Below are 17,372 nucleotides of genomic sequence, written 5' to 3'. Positions count from 1 at the left end.
CCATGGACGCGGAACCGCCGGCGCTCCGCCGGAGACGTTCCCCGGCACGAATCGTCGCCCCGCGTGAACGACTTCGCCGTTCGGTACGTATGGCAATGCGGAGGAGTCCGTCTCCGTAATCGCATGCGACTAAAACCACAAAGTGCGATACCGCACGCCTGGAACCCCTTAGCAAATCCTGCTCAGAAAGCAGAACCGCCACTTCTGCACCGGGGAGGCTCTCCGGATGCGCGGCCGGACGGCCGGCGCGAAGCAGTTTCCGGGGAGGGCGGCGCCGCCGGCCCGCTCGCTCAGGGTGCGCCGGCGGACGTCCTGCGCAGGGCGGCGGCTATCGCGGCCGCGGCGGCCCCCGGGTCGGGCGCGGCGGTGATGGGACGGCCGATGACCAGCAGGTCCGCCCCCGCGGCCAGGGCGTCCTCCGGGGTGGCCACGCGGGCCTGGTCCTGGTTGGCGGAGCCCTCGGGGCGCACGCCGGGCGTGATGAGCGTGATGCCGGGGCCGACCTCCGCGCGGACGGCCGCGGCCTCCTGCGGCGAGCACACGAGCGCCTGGGCGCCCGCCTCGACGGCGAGGGCCGCGAGCCGGCGGACGGCGTCCGGTGCGGGGCCGGCGAGGCCGAGGGCGGTGAGGTCGGCGTCCCCCAGCGACGTCAGCACGGTCACCGCGGCGATCCGCGTGGCGGGGGCCGCCTCGACGGCCGCGCGGATCATCGCGGGCCCGCCGGCGGCGTGCACGGTCAGGTAGGACGGCTTGAGGCGGGCGACGGCGCCGGCGGCGCCGCGGACCGTCGCGGGGATGTCGTGGAGCTTGAGGTCCAGGAAGACCTGGACGCGGCTGGCGCCCCGGACGCTGGCGACGACGTCCGGCCCGTAGCGCAGGTAGAGCTCCAGGCCCACCTTGACGGTGGAGACGTGCGGGGTGACCAGGGTGGCCCAGCGGGCGGCCGTCTCCAGGTCGGGCGCGTCCAGCGCGACGGCGATGGGGGCGGTCACAGCTTCTCCTTCTCGGGCTCTTGCGGGCGCACCTGCGGCGGGACGTACCCGGCCGGCTTGTGCGCGAGGCCGACCGCGTCGGCGAGGCGCCCGATGCGGCGGGCCGCGAGGGCGTCCTCCAGCTCGCGCAGGACGCGGGGCCCGGCGGAGGGGTCGTGGAAAACGGCGGTGCCGACGGCGACGGCGGAGGCCCCGGCGAGGACGAACTCCAGCGCGTCCAGGCCGGTGGCGATGCCGCCGACGCCGATGATCGGCGTGCTCGGCAGCGCGGCGTGCACCTGGTACACGCAGCGCACCGCGATCGGGCGGACGGCCGGCCCGGACAGGCCGCCGGACACGCCGGTGAGGGCGGGCCGCAGCGTCGCCGGGTCGATCGCCATGCCCTCCATGGTGTTGATGAGGGTGAGGCCGTCGGCGCCCGCGTCGACGCAGGCCAGCGCTATGGTGACGATGTCGGTGACGTCGGGGGCGAGCTTGGCGAAGACGGGCGTGCCGGGCCGGGCGTGGTCGCGGACGGCGCGGACGACGGACGCGGCGGCGGCCGGGTGCCAGGCGAACACGCGGCCGCGGTCCTCGGCGTTCGGGCAGGCGACGTTGACCTCGATGCCGGCGATGCCCGGGACGTTGCGCAGGCGGCGGCCGAGGTCGGCGTACTCCTCGACGCTGTTGCCGGCGACGGAGACGATGGTGCGGACGTCCTGCTCGATGAGCCAGGGAAGGTCGCGTTCGAGGAACGTCTCGATGCCGGGCCCGGGGAGGCCCATCGCGGTGAGGAGGCCGCTGGGCGTTTCGGTCACCCGGGGGGTGGGGCGTCCCGCGCGCGCTTGGGGCATCACGGAGGCCGTGACGAAGGCCCCCAGGCGGGTGAGGTCGAAGAACTGGGCGAGCTCCCGGCCCGTCCCGCCGCATCCCGAGGCCGTCATGACGGGGTTGGGCAGTTCCAGGGGCCCGAGTGAGGTCCTGACCCGGTCGCTCATCGCGGACCCCTTTCGGAGACGCTCAGGACGCGCGGCGCGCCGAGCGCGTCGAACGGGATGGTTCCGAGGTCGCCCCACCGGACGCGGTCGCCGCGCAGGACGGGCCCGTCCGCGCAGGCGCGGACCATGCGGGTGACGCCGTCGTCGCCGTGCACGGGCAGCATGCACGCCATGCAGACGCCGATGCCGCAGGCGCCCGTCCGCTGGAGGAACTCCTCGACCGACACCTGCGAGGGCAGGCCGAAGTCGCCGGCGACCTGGGTGACCGAGCGCAGCAGGTCGGTGGGGCCGCAGCCGTAGACGACGTCGGCGCCGGTCTCCTCGATGACGCGCGGCAGGACGTCGCGGACGGTGCCGGCCTCCCCCATCGACCCGTCCTCGGTGGCGACGGTGGAGCTGTCGCCGATGCGCTGCGCCATGCGGGAGCCGAACACCTGCCGGGCGGACGGGCCGCCGAGCACGAAGTGCACCTGGCACCCGCGGCGCAGCAGCGCGTCGGCGAGGGCGAACACGGCGGCGGCGCCGGGCCCGCCGCCGACGAGCAGGCAGCTCACCGGGTCGCGGGGCAGCCGGAACGGGCGGCCGAGCGGCCCGACGATGTCGATCTGGTCGCGGGAGCGGCGCCCGGCGAGCCAGGCGGTGCCGGGCTCGGTGTCGGCGAACACGAGCTCGACGGTGCCGCCGTAGTCGGACTTGACCTCGTGCACGCCGAAGCAGCGGCGGATCAGCCGGGAGGTGTGCTCGCCGCCGACGGCGAGGGCCAGGAACTGGCCGGGCCGGAACCGCTCGGCGATGGCCGGGGCCACCAGGGTCAGGGCGTGGTAGTCCTGCACCTGGCGGACCGTCAGAACCGTCCCCGACGTCTGCACCGGTGTGTCGGACACCCGTCTCCCTCTCCTCCGTCGCGTGCGCCGGCGCGGGCGGGGCGCGGCACGTCCCGCCCGGCCCCGCCCGCGCCGGCCACTGTCACCCGGCCACTGTCACCCGGACGCCATCACCCGGACGCCATACTGCCGTCACCGTCCGGAGACGGCCCGCCGACGCGCCCACGGGACCCGCCGAGCCGCTCGGCGTGCTCCTGGAGGGAGCGGACGCCGACCTGGCCCCCGGCGACGGCCTCGATGCCCTGCACGGCCGCCGCGAGCCCCTGCACGGTCGTCACGCACGGTACGCCCCGCAGCACCGCCGCGGTGCGGATCTCGTACCCGTCGAGCCGCGGCCCGGACTGGCCGGGGCTGCCGAAGGGAGTGTTGACGATGAGGTCGACCTCGCCGTCCAGGACGCGCCGCACGATCGTGGGCTCGCCGGACGGTCCCGGACCCTCGCTGTGCTTGCGCACGATCTTGGCACGCACGCCGTTGCGGCGCAGGACCTCGGCGGTCCCCTCCGTGGCAAGAATCTCAAAGCCCAGGTCAGCGAGGCGCTTCACCGGGAACACCATGTGCCGTTTGTCGCGGTTCGCCACGGACACGAAGGCGCGGCCCTTGGTCGGCAGCGAGCCGTAGGCGGCCTGCTGCGATTTGGCGAAGGCGGTGCCGAACACCTCGTCGATGCCCATGACCTCGCCGGTCGAGCGCATCTCCGGGCTGAGGACGATGTCGACGCCCTGGCCGCTCTCGTTGCGGAACCGGTCGAACGGCAGCACGGCCTCCTTCACCGCGATCGGCGCGTCCAGCGGCAGGGACCCGCCGTCGCCCGTCTCCGGGAGCATCCCCTCGGCGCGCAGCCCGGCGATGGTCTCGCCCATCATGACGCGGGCGGCGGCCTTGGCGAGCGGCACGGCCGTCGCCTTGGACACGAAGGGCACGGTGCGGGACGCGCGGGGGTTGGCCTCCAGGACGTACAGGACGCCCGCGGACAGCGCGTACTGCACGTTCATGAGCCCGCGCACCCCGATGCCGCGCGCGAGCGCCTCCGTCGATTCGCGGATGCGGCGGATGTCGTCGTGCCCCAGCGTGATGGGCGGCAGCGCGCACGCCGAGTCGCCGGAGTGGATGCCGGCCTCCTCGATGTGCTCCATGACGCCGCCGAGGTAGAGCTCCTCGCCGTCGAACAGGGCGTCCACGTCGATCTCGATGGCCTCGTCCAGGAAGCGGTCGACCAGGACGGGGTGTTCGGGGCTCGCCTCGGTGGCGCGGGCCATGTACGACTCCAGTGTCGCGTCGTCGTACACGATCTCCATGCCGCGCCCGCCCAGGACGTACGAGGGACGCACGAGGACCGGATAGCCGATCTCGTCGGCGATTTCGAGGGCCTCCTGGTAGGACGTGGCCGTGCCGTGCTTGGGCGCGAGCAGCCCCGCCCTGTGCAGGACGCGTCCGAACGCACCGCGCTCCTCCGCGAGGTGGATGCTCTCCGGGGAGGTCCCCACGATCGGGACGCCGACGTCCTTGAGCTTCTGGGCGAGCCCCAGGGGCGTCTGCCCGCCGAGCTGGACGATGACGCCCGCGACCTCACCGGTCCGCTGCTCGGCGTAGACGACCTCTAGGACGTCCTCCAGGGTGAGGGGCTCGAAGTAGAGCCGGTCGGAGGTGTCGTAGTCGGTGGAGACCGTCTCGGGGTTGCAGTTGACCATCACGGTCTCGTAGCCCGCGTCGGCCAACGTGAACGACGCGTGGACGCACGAGTAGTCGAACTCGACGCCCTGGCCGATGCGGTTGGGGCCGCTGCCGAGGATCAGCACCTTGGGCTTGGAGCCCGGCGGCACCTCGGTCTCCTCGTCGTAGGCCGAGTACAGGTAGGGGGTCTTCGCCTCGAACTCGGCCGCGCAGGTGTCCACGGTGAGGTAGACGGGGCGGACGCCGAGGGCGTGGCGCACCTCCCTGACGACGTCCTCGGAGAGGTTCCGCAGCTCGCCGATCTGCGCGTCGGAGAACCCGTGCCGCTTGGCGCGCAGCAGCTTGTCCCTGGTCAGCGCGTCGTCGGCGGTGCGGATCTCCTCGGCGACCTGGTTGACGGCCGCGATCTGGTCGAGGAACCAGGGGTCGATGCCGGTCGCCTCGTACAGCTCCTCGATGGTCGCGCCCGCCCAGAGCGCCCGCTGGACGTCCCTGAGGCGCCCGTCGTGGGGGCGCCGGGCCGACTCGACCAGCGCGGCGGCGTCGGGCTCGCCCGCCCAGCTGAACGACGAGCCCTTCTGCTCAAGGGACCGCAGGGCCTTCTGCAGGGCCTCGGTGAAGCAGCGCCCGATGGCCATGGCCTCGCCCACGGACTTCATGTGCGTGGTGAGGGTGCCGTCCGCGCCGGGGAACTTCTCGAACGCGAACCGGGGCACCTTGACCACGACGTAGTCGAGCGTGGGCTCGAACGACGCGGGCGTCTCCCGGGTGATGTCGTTCGGGATCTCGTCCAGCGTGTAGCCGATCGCCAGCTTCGCCGCGATCTTGGCGATCGGGAAGCCGGTGGCCTTGGACGCGAGCGCCGACGACCGCGACACCCGCGGGTTCATCTCGATGACGATCATCCGGCCGGTGCCGGGGTGCACGGCGAACTGGATGTTGCAGCCGCCGGTGTCGACGCCGACCTCGCGGATCACCGCGATCGCGACGTCCCGCATGTTCTGGTACTCGCGGTCGGTCAGCGTCAGCGCGGGCGCGACCGTGATCGAGTCGCCGGTGTGCACGCCCATCGGGTCGAGGTTCTCGATCGAGCACACGATCACCACGTTGTCGTGGCGGTCGCGCATGACCTCCAGCTCGTACTCCTTCCAGCCGAGGATCGACTCCTCCAGGAGCACCTCGGTGGTCGGGGACGCGTCGAGGCCGGCGCCGGCGATGCGGCGCAGGTCGTCCTCGTCGTGGGCGAACCCCGAGCCGGCGCCGCCCATCGTGAACGACGGCCGCACGACGACCGGGTACCCGAGCTCGCCGGCCGCGGCGAGGCAGTCCGCCATGGAGTGGCAGATGCGCGACCGGGCGGACTCGGCGTTCAGGCCCCGCTCGCGCGCGACCTTGGCGACGACCTCCTTGAACTTCTCCCGGTTCTCCCCCGCCTGGATGGCCGCGACGTCGGCGCCGATCAGCTCGACGCCGTACTTGGTGAGGACGCCGCCCTCGTACAGCGCGATCGCGGTGTTCAGGGCGGTCTGGCCGCCGAGCGTGGGCAGCAGCGCGTCCGGGCGCTCCTTCGCGATGATCTTCTCGACGACCTCGGGGGTGATCGGCTCGACGTAGGTCGCGTCGGCGAACTCGGGGTCGGTCATGATCGTGGCGGGGTTGCTGTTGACCAGCGTCACCCGCAGGCCCTCGGCCTTGAGCACCCGGCACGCCTGGGTGCCGGAGTAGTCGAACTCGCACGCCTGGCCGATGACGATCGGCCCGGAGCCGATGACCAGAACGGACTTCAGGTCGTCCCTGCGCGGCATTACTCCGACCCTCCCATCAGCTCGCAGAAATGATCGAAGAGCCCCGAGGCGTCGTGCGGGCCGGCCGCCGCCTCCGGGTGGTACTGCACGCTGAACGCCGGACGTTCCAGGAGTCTCAGCCCCTCCACGCAGCCGTCGTTGAGGTTGACGTGGGTGACCTCGGCGGGGCCGTAGGGGGTGTCGAACGGGCCGTCCTTGGGGGCGTCCACCGCGAACCCGTGGTTGTGTGCCGAGATGTGGACCCTGCCGGTGGCGCGGTCCTGGACGGGCTGGTTGACGCCCCTGTGGCCGAACCTCAGCTTGTAGGTCCCGAGGCCGAGCGCACGGCCGAATATCTGGTTGCCGAAGCAGATGCCGAAGAACGGGGTTCCGGCGTCCAGGACGCCTTTGAGCGCGTCCACGGCGTAGCCGGCGGCGGAGGGGTCGCCGGGACCGTTGGAGAAGAACACTCCGTCCGGGTTCAGGGCGAGGATCTCCTCGGTGGTGCTGGCCGCCGGGAGTACGTGCACCTCGCAGCCGCGCAGGGCCAGCCGGTTCGGCGTCATGGCCTTGATGCCGAGGTCCACGGCTGCGACCGTGTAGCGCTTCCGGCCCTGGGCCGGGACGACGTACGGTTCGGTGGTCGACACGTCCCGCGCGAGGTCGGCGCCCTCCATTGAGGGGCTCTGCCGCACCCGCTCCAGCAGCGCCTCCACTCCCGGCTCGGCCGCCGCGCCGCTGAAGACGCCGGCGCGCATCGCGCCCCTGTCGCGCAGGTGCCGCGTCAGCGCCCGCGTGCCGGGGATGGCGATGCCCACCACGCCCTGCTCCCGCAGCGCGGACCCCAGGGAGCCGGTGGCGCGCCAGTTGGACGCCACGCGGGCGGGCTCGCGCACGACGTAGCCCGCGACCTGGATCCGCCCTGACTCGGGGTCCTCGTCGTTGATGCCGGTGTTGCCGATGTGGGGTGACGTCATGGCCACGATCTGGCGTGCGTACGACGGGTCGGTGAGCGTCTCCTGGTAACCGGTCATCCCGGTGTTGAAGACCATCTCGCCGAAGGTCTCGCCCTCGGCGCCGTACGCGGCCCCGTGGAACACCCTGCCGTCTTCCAGGACGAGCAGTGCAGGGGTCATTGGAGCTTCCCTTCCAGGACGGTCGGCTTTCCGCGCAGGAACGTGGCGATGACCCGTCCCGGCAGTTCCAGCCCCGCGAACGGGGTGTTGCGGCTCTTGGACGTCATCGCCGACGGGTCGACGGTGCCGCGGGGCGACGGGTCGTACAGCGTGATGTTGGCGGGCGAGCCCGTCTCCAGCGGCCGGCCCTGTCCGGACAGGCGGCCGATGCGGGCGGGGATCGCGGACATGCGCTCGGCGACCCCGGCCCAGTCGAGCAGCCCGGTCTCGACCATGGCCTCCTGGACGACCGGCAGCGCCGTCTCCAGGCCGATCATGCCCATCGCCGCCACCGCCCACTCGGTCTCCTTGGCCTCGACCGGGTGCGGGGCGTGGTCGGTGGCGACGCAGTCGATCGTCCCGTCCGCGAGGGCGTGCCGCAGCGCCGTGACGTCCTCGGCGGTGCGCAGCGGCGGGTTCACCTTGAAGATCGGGTCGTAGGTCCCGGCGCGGGAGTCGTTGAGCAGCAGGTGGTGCGGGGTGACCTCGGCGGTCACCGGGCAGCCCTTGCTCTTGGCCCAGCGGAGGATCTCCACCGAGCCCGCCGTGGACACGTGGCACACGTGCAGCCGCGACCCGACGTGCTGGGCGAGCAGGACGTCCCGGGCGATGATCGCCTCCTCGGCGACCGCGGGCCAGCCGCGCAACCCGAGCGCGGCGGACATCTCGCCCTCGTTCATCTGCGCGCCCTCCGTGAGGCGCGGCTCCTGCGCGTGCTGGGCGACGACTCCGCCGAACGCCTTCACGTACTCCAGGGCCCGGCGCATGATGACCGCGTCCGACACGCAGTGCCCGTCGTCGGAGAACACCCGGACCCGGGCGGCGGAGTCGGCCATCGCGCCCAGCTCCGCGAGCTGCTCGCCCGCGATGCCCCGCGTGACCGCCCCCACCGGGTGGACGTCGCAGTACCCGGCCTCGCGGCCCAGCCGCCACACCTGCTCCACCACGCCCGCCGTGTCGGCGACGGGCTCGGTGTTGGCCATCGCGTGGACGGCGGTGTAGCCGCCCATCGCGGCGGCCTTCGTCCCGGACTCGACGGTCTCGGCGTCCTCGCGGCCCGGCTCGCGCAGGTGCGTGTGCAGGTCGACGAGGCCCGGCAGCGCGATGAGGCCCGCGGCGTCGACGACCTGCGCCCCCGCGGCGTCCAGCCCGGCCCCCACCTCCGCGATCACACCGTCGCGCACCAGGATGTCGGCGCTGTCCCCGCCGAGGATCCGGGCGCCCTTGATGAGGAACATCATGAGGTGACCTCCTGGCCGATGGCGGGCTCGGAGCCGCCGAGTAGCAGGTAGAGGACGGCCATGCGGGCGCTGACGCCGTTGGCGACCTGGTCGACGATGGTGGAGCGGACCGAGTCGGCGACCTCGGCGGCGATCTCGACGCCGCGGTTCATCGGCCCGGGGTGCATGACGATGGCGTGGTCGGGCAGCTCGGCCATGCGCTCGGCGGTCAGGCCGTAGCGGCGGCTGTACTCCCGGACGGTCGGGAAGTAGGCGGCGTTCATCCGCTCCTGCTGGACGCGCAGCATCATGATGACGTCGCTCTTGGCGAGGACGCCGTCCAGGTCGTAGGAGACCGAGCACGGCCAGGTGTCGACCGCGACCGGCAGCAGCGTCGGCGGTGCCACCACGGTGACATCGGCGCCGAGGGTGTCGAGCAGCAGGACGTTGGATCGTGCCACCCGGCTGTGCAGGACGTCGCCGACGATCGTGACCCGGCGGCCCGCCAGTTCGCCGAGGCGGCGGCGCATCGTGAACGCGTCCAGCAGGGCCTGCGTCGGGTGCTCGTGCGTGCCGTCGCCGGCGTTGATCACGCTGCCCTGCACCCAGCCCGCCAGCCGGTGCGGGGCCCCGGAGGCGCCGTGCCGGATGACGACGCCGTCCGCGCCCATCGCCTCCAGCGTGAGGGCGGTGTCCTTCAGGCTCTCGCCCTTGGACACGCTCGATCCCTTCGCGGAGAAGTTGATGACGTCCGCCGACAGCCGCTTGGCGGCCGCCTCGAAGGAGATGCGGGTGCGGGTGGAGTCCTCGAAGAAGAGGTTCACGACCGTGCGGCCGCGCAGCGTCGGGAGCTTCTTGATCGAGCGGCCGGCGATCTGGGCGAGCTCCTCGGCGGTGTCGAGGACGAGCAGCGCGTCGTCGCGGCTCAGGTCGGCGGCGGAGATCAGATGGCGGTTCATTCGGCGCCCCCCGTCGGGCCGGGCGGGGCGGGCCCCAGCAGGACCGCGTCGTGCCCGTCGTTCTCGTCCAGCAGGACCTTCACGGTCTCGCGCATCGACGTGGGCAGGTTCTTGCCCACGTAGTCGGCGCGGATCGGCAGCTCCCGGTGCCCGCGGTCGACCAGCACGGCCAGCTGGACCGCGCGGGGCCGCCCGAGGTCGTTCAGGGCGTCCAGCGCGGCGCGCACGGTGCGGCCGGAGAACAGCACGTCGTCGACCAGGACGACGACCCGGTCGTCGATCCCCTCGGCGGGCAGCTCGGTGCGGCCGAGGGCGCGGGCGGGCCGCATCCGCAGGTCGTCGCGGTACATCGTCACGTCGAGCGAGCCCCAGGGCACCGGGCGCCCCTCGACCTCGCGCAGCGCGCCCGCCAGCCGCTCGGCCAGCGTCACGCCGCGGGTCTGGATGCCGAGCAGCAGGACGTCGTGGCCGCCCTTGGTCCGCTCAAGGATCTCGTGCGCGATCCGGGTCAGCGCGCGTCTGATGTCCGGTCCCTCCAGAACGGCCTTTTGCCGAGGGTCACCGTCCGCCACGCGCGCCCCGGCAGGCCGTTCCGGCCTGGAGGCAGCGTTCACCACCAGAACCTCCTTTCCCGCCTCACTGGACGGGTCTTAAAGGACGTCTTGTCGTGCACACGGTAGCAGCAGGCCCGGAGCGGCCCGGCACCCGGACCGCTCCACGTCTTCGCAGGTGAGAGGGGTCACATTCGAGCCGCCGCCGGACGCGTCGCCGGCCGGGCGGCCGGGCGGGCGGGCCCGTGCCCGCGCGGCTTGCGGACGATCCGGACCGTCCGCATCGTCTGCGGCGGATTCGACCGCTTTTTTCCAATCAGCTTGACCTAGGGCCTTCTCCGTTTTACCGTCACTGTCCGTAACCATCCCTGGGGACAGGCTCCTGTGGCGCAAAGCGCACCATATCTGTCCCCCTCCGGCGACCGCCGGGGTCCGACGACGACGAAAGTGAGCCTGGGGGCCGCACCATGCCGTCTGAATACGCTAAGGCTCTCGGCGCGCGCCTGCGCGCCATCCGCACCCAGCAGGGCCTGTCCCTGCACGGGGTGGAGGAGAAGTCACGCGGCCGCTGGAAGGCCGTCGTCGTGGGTTCGTACGAGCGGGGCGACCGCGCCGTCACCGTTCAGAAGCTGGCCGAGCTCGCCGATTTCTACGGCGTGCCGGTATCCGAGTTGCTGCCCGGCGGAGCCGCGCCGAGCCCGCTCGGGCCTACACCCAAGCTCGTGATCGATCTAGAGCGGTTGCAGCAGCTTCCGAAGGACAAGGCCGGTCCTCTCGCCCGATACGCCGCGACGATCCAGAGCCAGCGGGGCGACTACAACGGAAAGGTCCTGTCCATCCGCCAAGAAGACCTGCGTTCACTCGCGGTCATCTACGACAAGTCACCGACGGAGCTGACCGAGGAGCTCATCGGCTGGGGCGTCCTCGACCCGGAGGCGCGCCGCGCCGTCGAGTCGTTCTGACCCCCCACATGTGATCGCGGACGGGGCCCGGCATCGCGCCGGGCCCCGTCCCATGTCCGGGGGCGGCCGCGTTGCGGAGGGTCAGTGCCGTCCGCCCGCCGCGGGCACCGACACCGGTTCGAGGGCCCGGACGCCGCCGCCTCGCCCGTCCCGCCGGCGTCGGCCCCGGCGCGGGATGAGCAGCGCGAGCGGGATCACCACGACCATGACCGCGGCGCTCACCGCGAAGCCCGCGCTGTAGCCGCCGTCGCCGGGGACCATCACGAGGATGACCGCGCTGATCTGCGGCCCGAGCGAGGCGCCGACCGTCCGGATGAGGGTGTTGACGCCGGTGGCCACGCCCGTCTCGCTCGCGGGGACGGCGGCGACGACGAGGTTGGCGACGGCGGCGTAGGCGAGGCCCAGGCCGATGCCGCGGGCCATGCTCCCGGCGTAGAGCTGCCACATGGCGTCGTGCTGGACGGCCACGTACCCGTAGCCGAGAGCCGTCATCAGCGCCCCGGCGAACAGGACCATGCGGGACCCGATCCGCCGGTCCAGCATGCCGGCCGTCAGCCCCGCGACCGTCATGCCGATGCTGGCCGGCAGCTGCAGCAGCGCCGCCTGGGTCGCCGTCCCGCCGAACCCGTGGCCGGTGTCCGCCGGGAGCTGGACGAGCAGGGGGAACAGGAGCCCGCCCGCCATCAGCGAGTAGCCCGCCAGCAGGGACGCCGCGTTCGCCGTCCAGACGCCGCGGATCCGCATCAGCTTCAGGTCGATCAGCGGTTCGCGGACGCGTCCCTCCACCCACAGCCAGGCGCAGGCCGTCACCAGCGACACCGCGAGCAGCCCGAGGACGCCCGGGGACGTCCAGCCCCAGTTCGTGCCTTCGCCGACGGCCGTCAGCGCGGCCACCAGCCAGGCCGCGAACAGGACGGCGCCCCACCAGTCGACGCGGGCGCCCTCCCGGCGCCCGGAGCGTGGAACGATCCACCACGCGAGGGCGAGGCCGGGCAGCAGGCCGGCCACCGGCACCCAGAGCAGCCACCGCCACCCCAGCAGGTCGATGATCGGCCCCGCGATGCACCAGGAGACGGCCCCGCCGAGCCCCAGCATGGACGACATGAGCCCGACGGCCGACGCCCTCCTGGCGGGCGGGATGACGTCCCTGATGATCGTGTAGGCGAGCGGAAAGACGCCGCTGCCGATGCCGCTCAGCGCGCGCCCTGCCAGCATGACCGGCACCGTCCACGCGAGGGCGGCGACCACCGTCCCGGCGGTGGCGATGGCGAGGACGACCAGCAGGACGCGGCGCGGGCCGTACAGGTCCCCCAGGCGGCCGATCACCGGCGTGGCCACGGCCGCGGACAGCGTCATGGCGGTGAGCGCCCACGCGGCGCCCGTGGGCGTCGTGTCCAGGCCGTCCTGGATCTGCGGGAGCGCGGGCGTCACCACGGCCATGGACAGCGAATAGGCCATCACGCCGAGGAAGGCCAGCAGCGGCACCAGTCCCCGACCCTCGCGCCCCGCCACCGTGCCCCTCCTCTTAGTTCGCCTGTCTAACAATGTCACAGGGCGGCGAACCCATCGTGAGGGGGTCGGAAGCCACAAGCGGTCACACACCCGGACACGGCGACTACGGGCCCGGCGACCGCGACCGCGGCAGCGGCGGGCCGCGCGAGTCAGCGGGACGCTAGCGTGCGGGCGCCGTCGGGGCGATCACGGCTCTCCGGCGATGCGGCGGGCGCGGAGGGCGTCCGCCTCCTCCGGCGGCAGGGACAGGACGTCCCGGAGGACCTCACCGGTGTGCTGGCCGAGCTCCGGGGCCAGGGCGGGCGGTGCCGGTGCCTCACCCAGGCGGAGCGGGGAGCCCGGGGCGAGATGCGGGCCGATGCCGGGCTGGTCCAGTTCGCCCATGAGGGGCTCGGCGTCCAGGCCGGCGGCGACCTCCGTGAAGTCGCGGTAGCGCGACCACAGGACGGACGTGCCCTTCAGCGCCTCCTCGACCTCCGCGCAGGTGCGGGACGCGAACCAGGGGGCGAGGACGCCGGCGAGCGTCTCGCGGTAGGCGTACCGGTCCCCCGCCCCGCGGAAGTCGGCGCCGAGGGCGCGCTCCAGGGCCGCGGTCACCTCGCCGAACCCGGTGGCGTCCACGAGGTCGCGCCAATGGCGGACGGTGAGGGCGACGACCATGACACGTCCGTCGGCGGTGGCGAAGTCGCGGCCGAAGTCGCCGTAGAGGGCGTTGCCGAGCCGCGGGCGGACCCCGCCGAGCTGCGCCTCGGTGAGGTAGCCGAGGTTGCCCGCCGTGGCGAGCGCGACGTCCTGCAGCGCGACGCGGATCCGCTGCCCCTCGCCCGTGCGCAGCCGGTGCCGCTCGGCCGCCAGCAGCCCGACCGCCAGGTAGAGGCCGCACGCGACGTCCCAGGCCGGGAGCGCGTGGTTGACCGGGGTGCCCTGGTCGGACGGGCCCGTGACGTAGGGGAAGCCGAGGGCGGCGTTCACCGTGTAGTCGACGGCGTTGCCCCCGTCCCGGCGGCCCTGGAGCCGCACGTGGATCAGGTCGGGACGCCGCTCCCGCAGCGCCTCGTAGGTGAGGCCGTCGCGCGGCGGCGCGTTGGTCAGCACGACGCCGCTCGCGGCGACCAGGTCCGCGACCAGCCCGCGGCCTTCGGCAGAGCGCAGGTCGGCCGTGACGGAGCGCTTGCCCTTGTTCAGCCCGGCCCAGTACAGGCTCCGGCCGGACGGGGCGAGCGGGCGCCGGTCGATGTCGGGGCCGCCGCCGATCTGGTCCACGCGGATCACGTCCGCGCCGAGCTGGGCGAGGGTCATCCCGCCCAGCGGCACGGCGACGAAGCTGGACAGCTCGACCACCCGCATCCCGGCGAGCGGCAGCACCCCCGGGACCTCTCCGCTCATCCGGCGATCTCAATGAGGGATCGCGCCCCTTGCCCTGCCCGCATCCGGTCGAACGCGTCGGCGACGCCGTCCAGGCCGATGCGGTGGGTGACCAGGGTGGACAGGTCGAGCCGCCCGGCCTCGATCTCGCGGGCGAGCACCGGGACGTCCCGGTCGGGGTCGGACGAGCCGTAGACCGAGCTGGTCAGGCTCCGGTTGAAGTGGAACAGCTCCAAGGCGTTGAAGCTCGTCGCGTCGTCGCGGGCTCCGACGCCCACGACCGTGCACTGCCCGCCGCGGCGCACCGACTGCCACGCCGTCCGGATCAGGTCGGCCTTGCCCACGCACTCGAAGGCGTGGTCGGCGCCGCGTCCCTCCGTCAGGGCCCGGACCTGCTTGGCGAGCTTGGGGTCCGCTTCGAGGTAGTGCGTCGCGCCCGCCGCCTTGGCCAGCTCCTCCTTCTCGGTGCCGCGGTCCACGGCGATGATGGTCCCGGCACCGGCCAGCCGCGCCCCCATGACGGTCGACAGACCGATTCCGCCGAGGCCGATGACGAGCACCGACTGCCCCTCGCGCACCTGCGCGGTGTTGCGCACGGCGCCGATCCCCGTCAGGACGGCGCACCCGAGCAGCGCGCCGAGGTCGAGCGGAGCGGACGCGGGCAGCGGCACCACCGCGCGCTCCGGCGCGACGAGCTCCTCGGCGAACCCGCCGACGCCCATGCACGCGTAGAGCTCGCCGCCGTCCAGGGTCGCGCCGGACGCGGGGCTCACGGCGCCCTCGACCGCGCTGCACAGCCACGGCTCGCCCTGCCCGCAGAACCAGCACTCGCCGCAGGCCGCGGCCCAGTTCAGCACGACGCGGTCACCGGGCCGCACCTTCGTCACGTCCGCGCCCACCTCGGCGACCGTGCCCGCGGCCTCGTGCCCGAGGACGAGCGGGAACTTCGGCGCCAGCGTCCCGTTGATCATCGACAGGTCGGAGTGGCACACCCCCGCCGCCGCCACCCGGACCCGGACGTCCCCGGGGCCGACCGGGGGCAGTTCGATGTCGCGGACCTGCGGCGGAACGTCCGGCCCTGTCGCGACGACGGCCTTGACCATGCGGTTCTTCTCCTCGGCTGGGGGTGTCAGAGCTGAATTGCCTTGAGCTCGGTGAACTCTTCGAGGCCGAACCGGCCCATCTCGCGTCCGATGCCGGACTGCTTGTAGCCGCCGAACGGCGCCATCGGGTTGAACGCGCCGCCGTTGACGTCGATCGACCCGGTCCTCACCTGGCGTGCGAACGCGATGGCCCGGTCCTGGTCGGCGGCCCACACACCCCCCGCGAGCCCGTAGCGGGAGTTGTTCGCGATCTGGAGCGCCTCGTCCTCGTTCCGGAACGGGATGACCGACAGCACCGGGCCGAAGATCTCCTCCTGCGCGACGGTCGCGTCCTGGTCGACGTCGCCGAGCACGGTCGCCGCGATGTAGTGGCCGCGGTCGAAACCGTCCGGCACGGCCGTCCCGCCGGTGACGACACGCGCCCCCTCGGAGACGCCGGTGTCGATGTAGCCCCGCACCCGGTCGAGCTGCGCCTTCGACACCAGCGGGCCCAGCTTGGTGGACGGGTCGAGCGGGTCCCCCGGCGTGAAGCCGTCCGCGAAGCCCTTGGCCAGGTCGAGGGCCTGCTCGTAGTGGTCCTGGTGGACGAGCATCCGCGTCCAGGCCGTGCAGGTCTGGCCGCCGTTGAGGAACGCGTTGGAGACCCCGACCTTCACCGCGGTCTTGAGGTCGGCGTCCTCCAGGATGACGTTGGCGGACTTGCCGCCCAGCTCCAGCGACACCTTCTTCACCGTGCGCGCGGCCAGCTCGGCGACCCGGGAACCCGCCCGCACCGACCCGGTGAACGACACCATGTCGACCTCGGGGTGGGTGGCCATGGCCTCGCCGACGACCGGGCCGTACCCGGGGACGAGGTTGACGACGCCCGCGGGCAGCCCGGCCTCGTGGACGGCGTCCATCAGCTCGTAGGCGACCAGCGGCGCGACCTCGCTCGGCTTGATCACGATCGTGCAGCCGGCGGCGAGCGCGGGGGCGAGCTTGGCGGTGATCTGGTGCAGCGGGTAGTTCCACGGCGTGATCGCGGCGACGACGCCGGCCGGCTCGCGGACCACCAGCGAGTTGCCGACCCGCTCGTCCGGGACCCCGTCGGCGATCAGCTCGGCGTACCCGGCGACGACCGCCAGCGGCAGCCCCGCCTGGATGCGGCTCGCGATGCGCAGCGGCGTGCCGACCTCGCTCGCGATCGTCCGCGCGATGGCCTCCTGCCGGCCCGCCAGCGCCTCGTGGAGGCGGCGCAGGTACTCCGAACGCTCCTTCCACGACGTCGCGGCCCAGGCCGGGAACGCGGCCCGCGCGGCCTTGACGGCGCGGTCGACGTCCTCGGCGGTTCCCTCCGGGACGGTGGCGAGGGTCTCCTCGGTCGCGGGGTTCTCGACGGATATGACCCCGGTGCCCAGCGGGCTGGTCCACGCTCCGTCGATGTAGAGGGCGTCTCGGTCGCGCACAGCGGCTCCTCGGTTGGCGGATTCTATAGAATATGCCATGTGGCGCACGGGCGGGCGGCGAGGTGCCTCCGACGATATGCTCACGTCTTTCCGGCAGACAGAGCGGGGGAGACCATGCCCGTGCTGGGGGGCAGGCACCAGCTCAGCGAGATGGTCGCCACCCATGTCCGCGAGGCCATCATGATCGGCGAGCTGCGTGCCCCGGACTACGTCCGGACCGAGCACCTCGCCGCCGAGCTGGGCATCAGCGCGACCCCCGTCCGGGAGGCGCTGATGATCCTGCACAGCGAGGGCGCCGTCCGCTGGGAGCCGCGCCGCGGTTTCCGGGTGCTGCCGCTCACCGCGCGGGACGTCACCGACCTGTTCGACGTGCAGTCCTACATCGCCGGCGAACTCGCCGCCCGCGCCGCGGAGGCGCTGGACGACACCGAGATCGACCGCCTCGGCCTCCTGCAGGCCCGCCTGGAGCAGGCCGCCCGCGCCCACGACGCCGAGCAGGTCGACCGCCTCAACCACGAGTTCCACCGGACGATCAACCGCTCGTCGGGCTCGTCCCGCATGGCGTCCCTGCTGAGCCTGACCGTCCACTACGTGCCGCTCGGCTTCTTCGGCACGGTGGAGGGCTGGGCGGAGGCATCGGCTCACGACCACGCCGCCGTCCTGACGGCCCTCCGCACCCGCAACCCCACCGCCGCCCGCCAGGCCATGACCACCCACATAAAAAACGTAGGCCGCCTGCTGATAGACCACCTGGCAACGCAGAACGTCC

At 73.1% G+C, this 17,372-nt stretch carries 14 protein-coding genes; 2 read left to right on the top strand and 12 right to left on the bottom strand.

Features of this window, described 5'->3' with window-relative positions; genetic code table 11:
• Positions 1–290 precede the first annotated feature (290 nt).
• The 8 genes from pyrF to pyrR all read right to left on the bottom strand — a co-directional run bounded on the left by pyrF (position 291) and on the right by pyrR (position 10,237).
• The gene (pyrF, locus tag E1200_RS18620; RefSeq protein WP_131953313.1) at positions 291–992 is read right to left on the bottom strand and encodes an orotidine-5'-phosphate decarboxylase; all 702 of its coding nucleotides are present in this window, start codon (positions 990–992) and stop codon (positions 291–293) included.
• Positions 989–1,969: a dihydroorotate dehydrogenase gene (locus tag E1200_RS18615; protein WP_131953312.1), complete on the bottom strand. Its 981-nt coding sequence runs from the start codon at positions 1,967–1,969 to the stop codon at positions 989–991. Before E1200_RS18615 ends, pyrF begins: the two co-directional genes overlap by 4 nt.
• Positions 1,966–2,853: a dihydroorotate dehydrogenase electron transfer subunit gene (locus E1200_RS18610; protein ID WP_131953311.1), complete on the bottom strand. Its 888-nt coding sequence runs from the start codon at positions 2,851–2,853 to the stop codon at positions 1,966–1,968. The genes E1200_RS18615 and E1200_RS18610 overlap by 4 nt, the downstream gene beginning before the upstream one ends.
• A 110-nt stretch (positions 2,854–2,963) precedes the next feature.
• Positions 2,964–6,332 (bottom strand): carbamoyl-phosphate synthase large subunit, encoded by a 3,369-nt coding sequence (gene carB, locus E1200_RS18605; RefSeq protein ID WP_131953310.1) that lies wholly within the window; start codon positions 6,330–6,332, stop codon positions 2,964–2,966.
• On the bottom strand, positions 6,332–7,447 hold the full coding sequence (gene carA / locus E1200_RS18600) for a glutamine-hydrolyzing carbamoyl-phosphate synthase small subunit (RefSeq protein ID WP_131953309.1): 1,116 nt from the start codon (positions 7,445–7,447) through the stop codon (positions 6,332–6,334). The genes carB and carA overlap by 1 nt, the downstream gene beginning before the upstream one ends.
• Entirely contained in the window at positions 7,444–8,724 is a 1,281-nt protein-coding gene (locus E1200_RS18595) for a dihydroorotase (protein WP_131953315.1), read from the bottom strand. The genes carA and E1200_RS18595 overlap by 4 nt, the downstream gene beginning before the upstream one ends.
• Complete coding sequence (locus E1200_RS18590; protein WP_131953308.1) at positions 8,724–9,665, bottom strand: aspartate carbamoyltransferase catalytic subunit; 942 nt, start codon at positions 9,663–9,665, stop codon at positions 8,724–8,726. The genes E1200_RS18595 and E1200_RS18590 overlap by 1 nt, the downstream gene beginning before the upstream one ends.
• Positions 9,662–10,237, bottom strand: a complete 576-nt coding sequence (gene pyrR / locus E1200_RS18585; protein ID WP_131953307.1) for a bifunctional pyr operon transcriptional regulator/uracil phosphoribosyltransferase PyrR — start codon at positions 10,235–10,237, stop codon at positions 9,662–9,664. The genes E1200_RS18590 and pyrR overlap by 4 nt, the downstream gene beginning before the upstream one ends.
• Positions 10,238–10,683: 446 nt before the next feature.
• Between pyrR and E1200_RS18580 the strand changes: the two genes are divergently transcribed.
• Positions 10,684–11,178, top strand: a complete 495-nt coding sequence (locus E1200_RS18580) for a transcriptional regulator (protein ID WP_021597992.1) — start codon at positions 10,684–10,686, stop codon at positions 11,176–11,178.
• Positions 11,179–11,259: 81 nt separating this feature from the next.
• Here the strand turns inward: E1200_RS18580 and E1200_RS18575 are convergent, their stop codons facing one another.
• The 4 genes from E1200_RS18575 to E1200_RS18560 form a co-directional block, all read right to left on the bottom strand.
• Positions 11,260–12,690, bottom strand: coding sequence for an MFS transporter (locus E1200_RS18575; RefSeq protein ID WP_243708666.1), 1,431 nt, complete (start codon positions 12,688–12,690; stop codon positions 11,260–11,262).
• Between the two features lie 186 nt (positions 12,691–12,876).
• Positions 12,877–14,076, bottom strand: coding sequence for a CoA transferase (locus E1200_RS18570; RefSeq protein WP_131953306.1), 1,200 nt, complete (start codon positions 14,074–14,076; stop codon positions 12,877–12,879).
• Positions 14,073–15,158: a Zn-dependent alcohol dehydrogenase gene (locus E1200_RS18565; RefSeq protein ID WP_131953305.1), complete on the bottom strand. Its 1,086-nt coding sequence runs from the start codon at positions 15,156–15,158 to the stop codon at positions 14,073–14,075. The genes E1200_RS18570 and E1200_RS18565 overlap by 4 nt, the downstream gene beginning before the upstream one ends.
• 26 nt (positions 15,159–15,184) lie before the next feature.
• A complete protein-coding gene (locus E1200_RS18560; RefSeq protein WP_243708665.1) occupies positions 15,185–16,603 on the bottom strand; it encodes an aldehyde dehydrogenase family protein in 1,419 nt (472 codons plus the stop codon).
• Positions 16,604–16,717: 114 nt separating this feature from the next.
• Here E1200_RS18560 and E1200_RS18555 point away from each other — a divergent pair.
• A partial coding sequence (locus E1200_RS18555) for a GntR family transcriptional regulator (protein WP_131953303.1) occupies positions 16,718–17,372 on the top strand: 655 nt, incomplete at its 3' end.

Source organism: Actinomadura sp. GC306, from assembly GCF_004348665.1.
Taxonomy (GTDB): domain Bacteria; phylum Actinomycetota; class Actinomycetes; order Streptosporangiales; family Streptosporangiaceae; genus Spirillospora.
This window is presented reverse-complemented; position numbering and strand designations above follow the sequence as displayed.

What these genes read in the sequence shown, in the direction of transcription:
- E1200_RS18615 (WP_131953312.1), bottom strand. Translation starts at nt 1,969, where the DNA reads ATGAGCGACCGGGTCAGGACCTCACTCGGGCCCCTGGAACTGCCCAAC.
- carB (WP_131953310.1), bottom strand. Translation starts at nt 6,332, where the DNA reads ATGCCGCGCAGGGACGACCTGAAGTCCGTTCTGGTCATCGGCTCCGGG.
- carA (WP_131953309.1), bottom strand. Translation starts at nt 7,447, where the DNA reads ATGACCCCTGCACTGCTCGTCCTGGAAGACGGCAGGGTGTTCCACGGG.
- E1200_RS18595 (WP_131953315.1), bottom strand. Translation starts at nt 8,724, where the DNA reads ATGTTCCTCATCAAGGGCGCCCGGATCCTCGGCGGGGACAGCGCCGAC.
- E1200_RS18590 (WP_131953308.1), bottom strand. Translation starts at nt 9,665, where the DNA reads ATGAACCGCCATCTGATCTCCGCCGCCGACCTGAGCCGCGACGACGCG.
- E1200_RS18580 (WP_021597992.1), top strand. Translation starts at nt 10,684, where the DNA reads ATGCCGTCTGAATACGCTAAGGCTCTCGGCGCGCGCCTGCGCGCCATC.
- E1200_RS18570 (WP_131953306.1), bottom strand. Translation starts at nt 14,076, where the DNA reads ATGAGCGGAGAGGTCCCGGGGGTGCTGCCGCTCGCCGGGATGCGGGTG.
- E1200_RS18565 (WP_131953305.1), bottom strand. Translation starts at nt 15,158, where the DNA reads ATGGTCAAGGCCGTCGTCGCGACAGGGCCGGACGTTCCGCCGCAGGTC.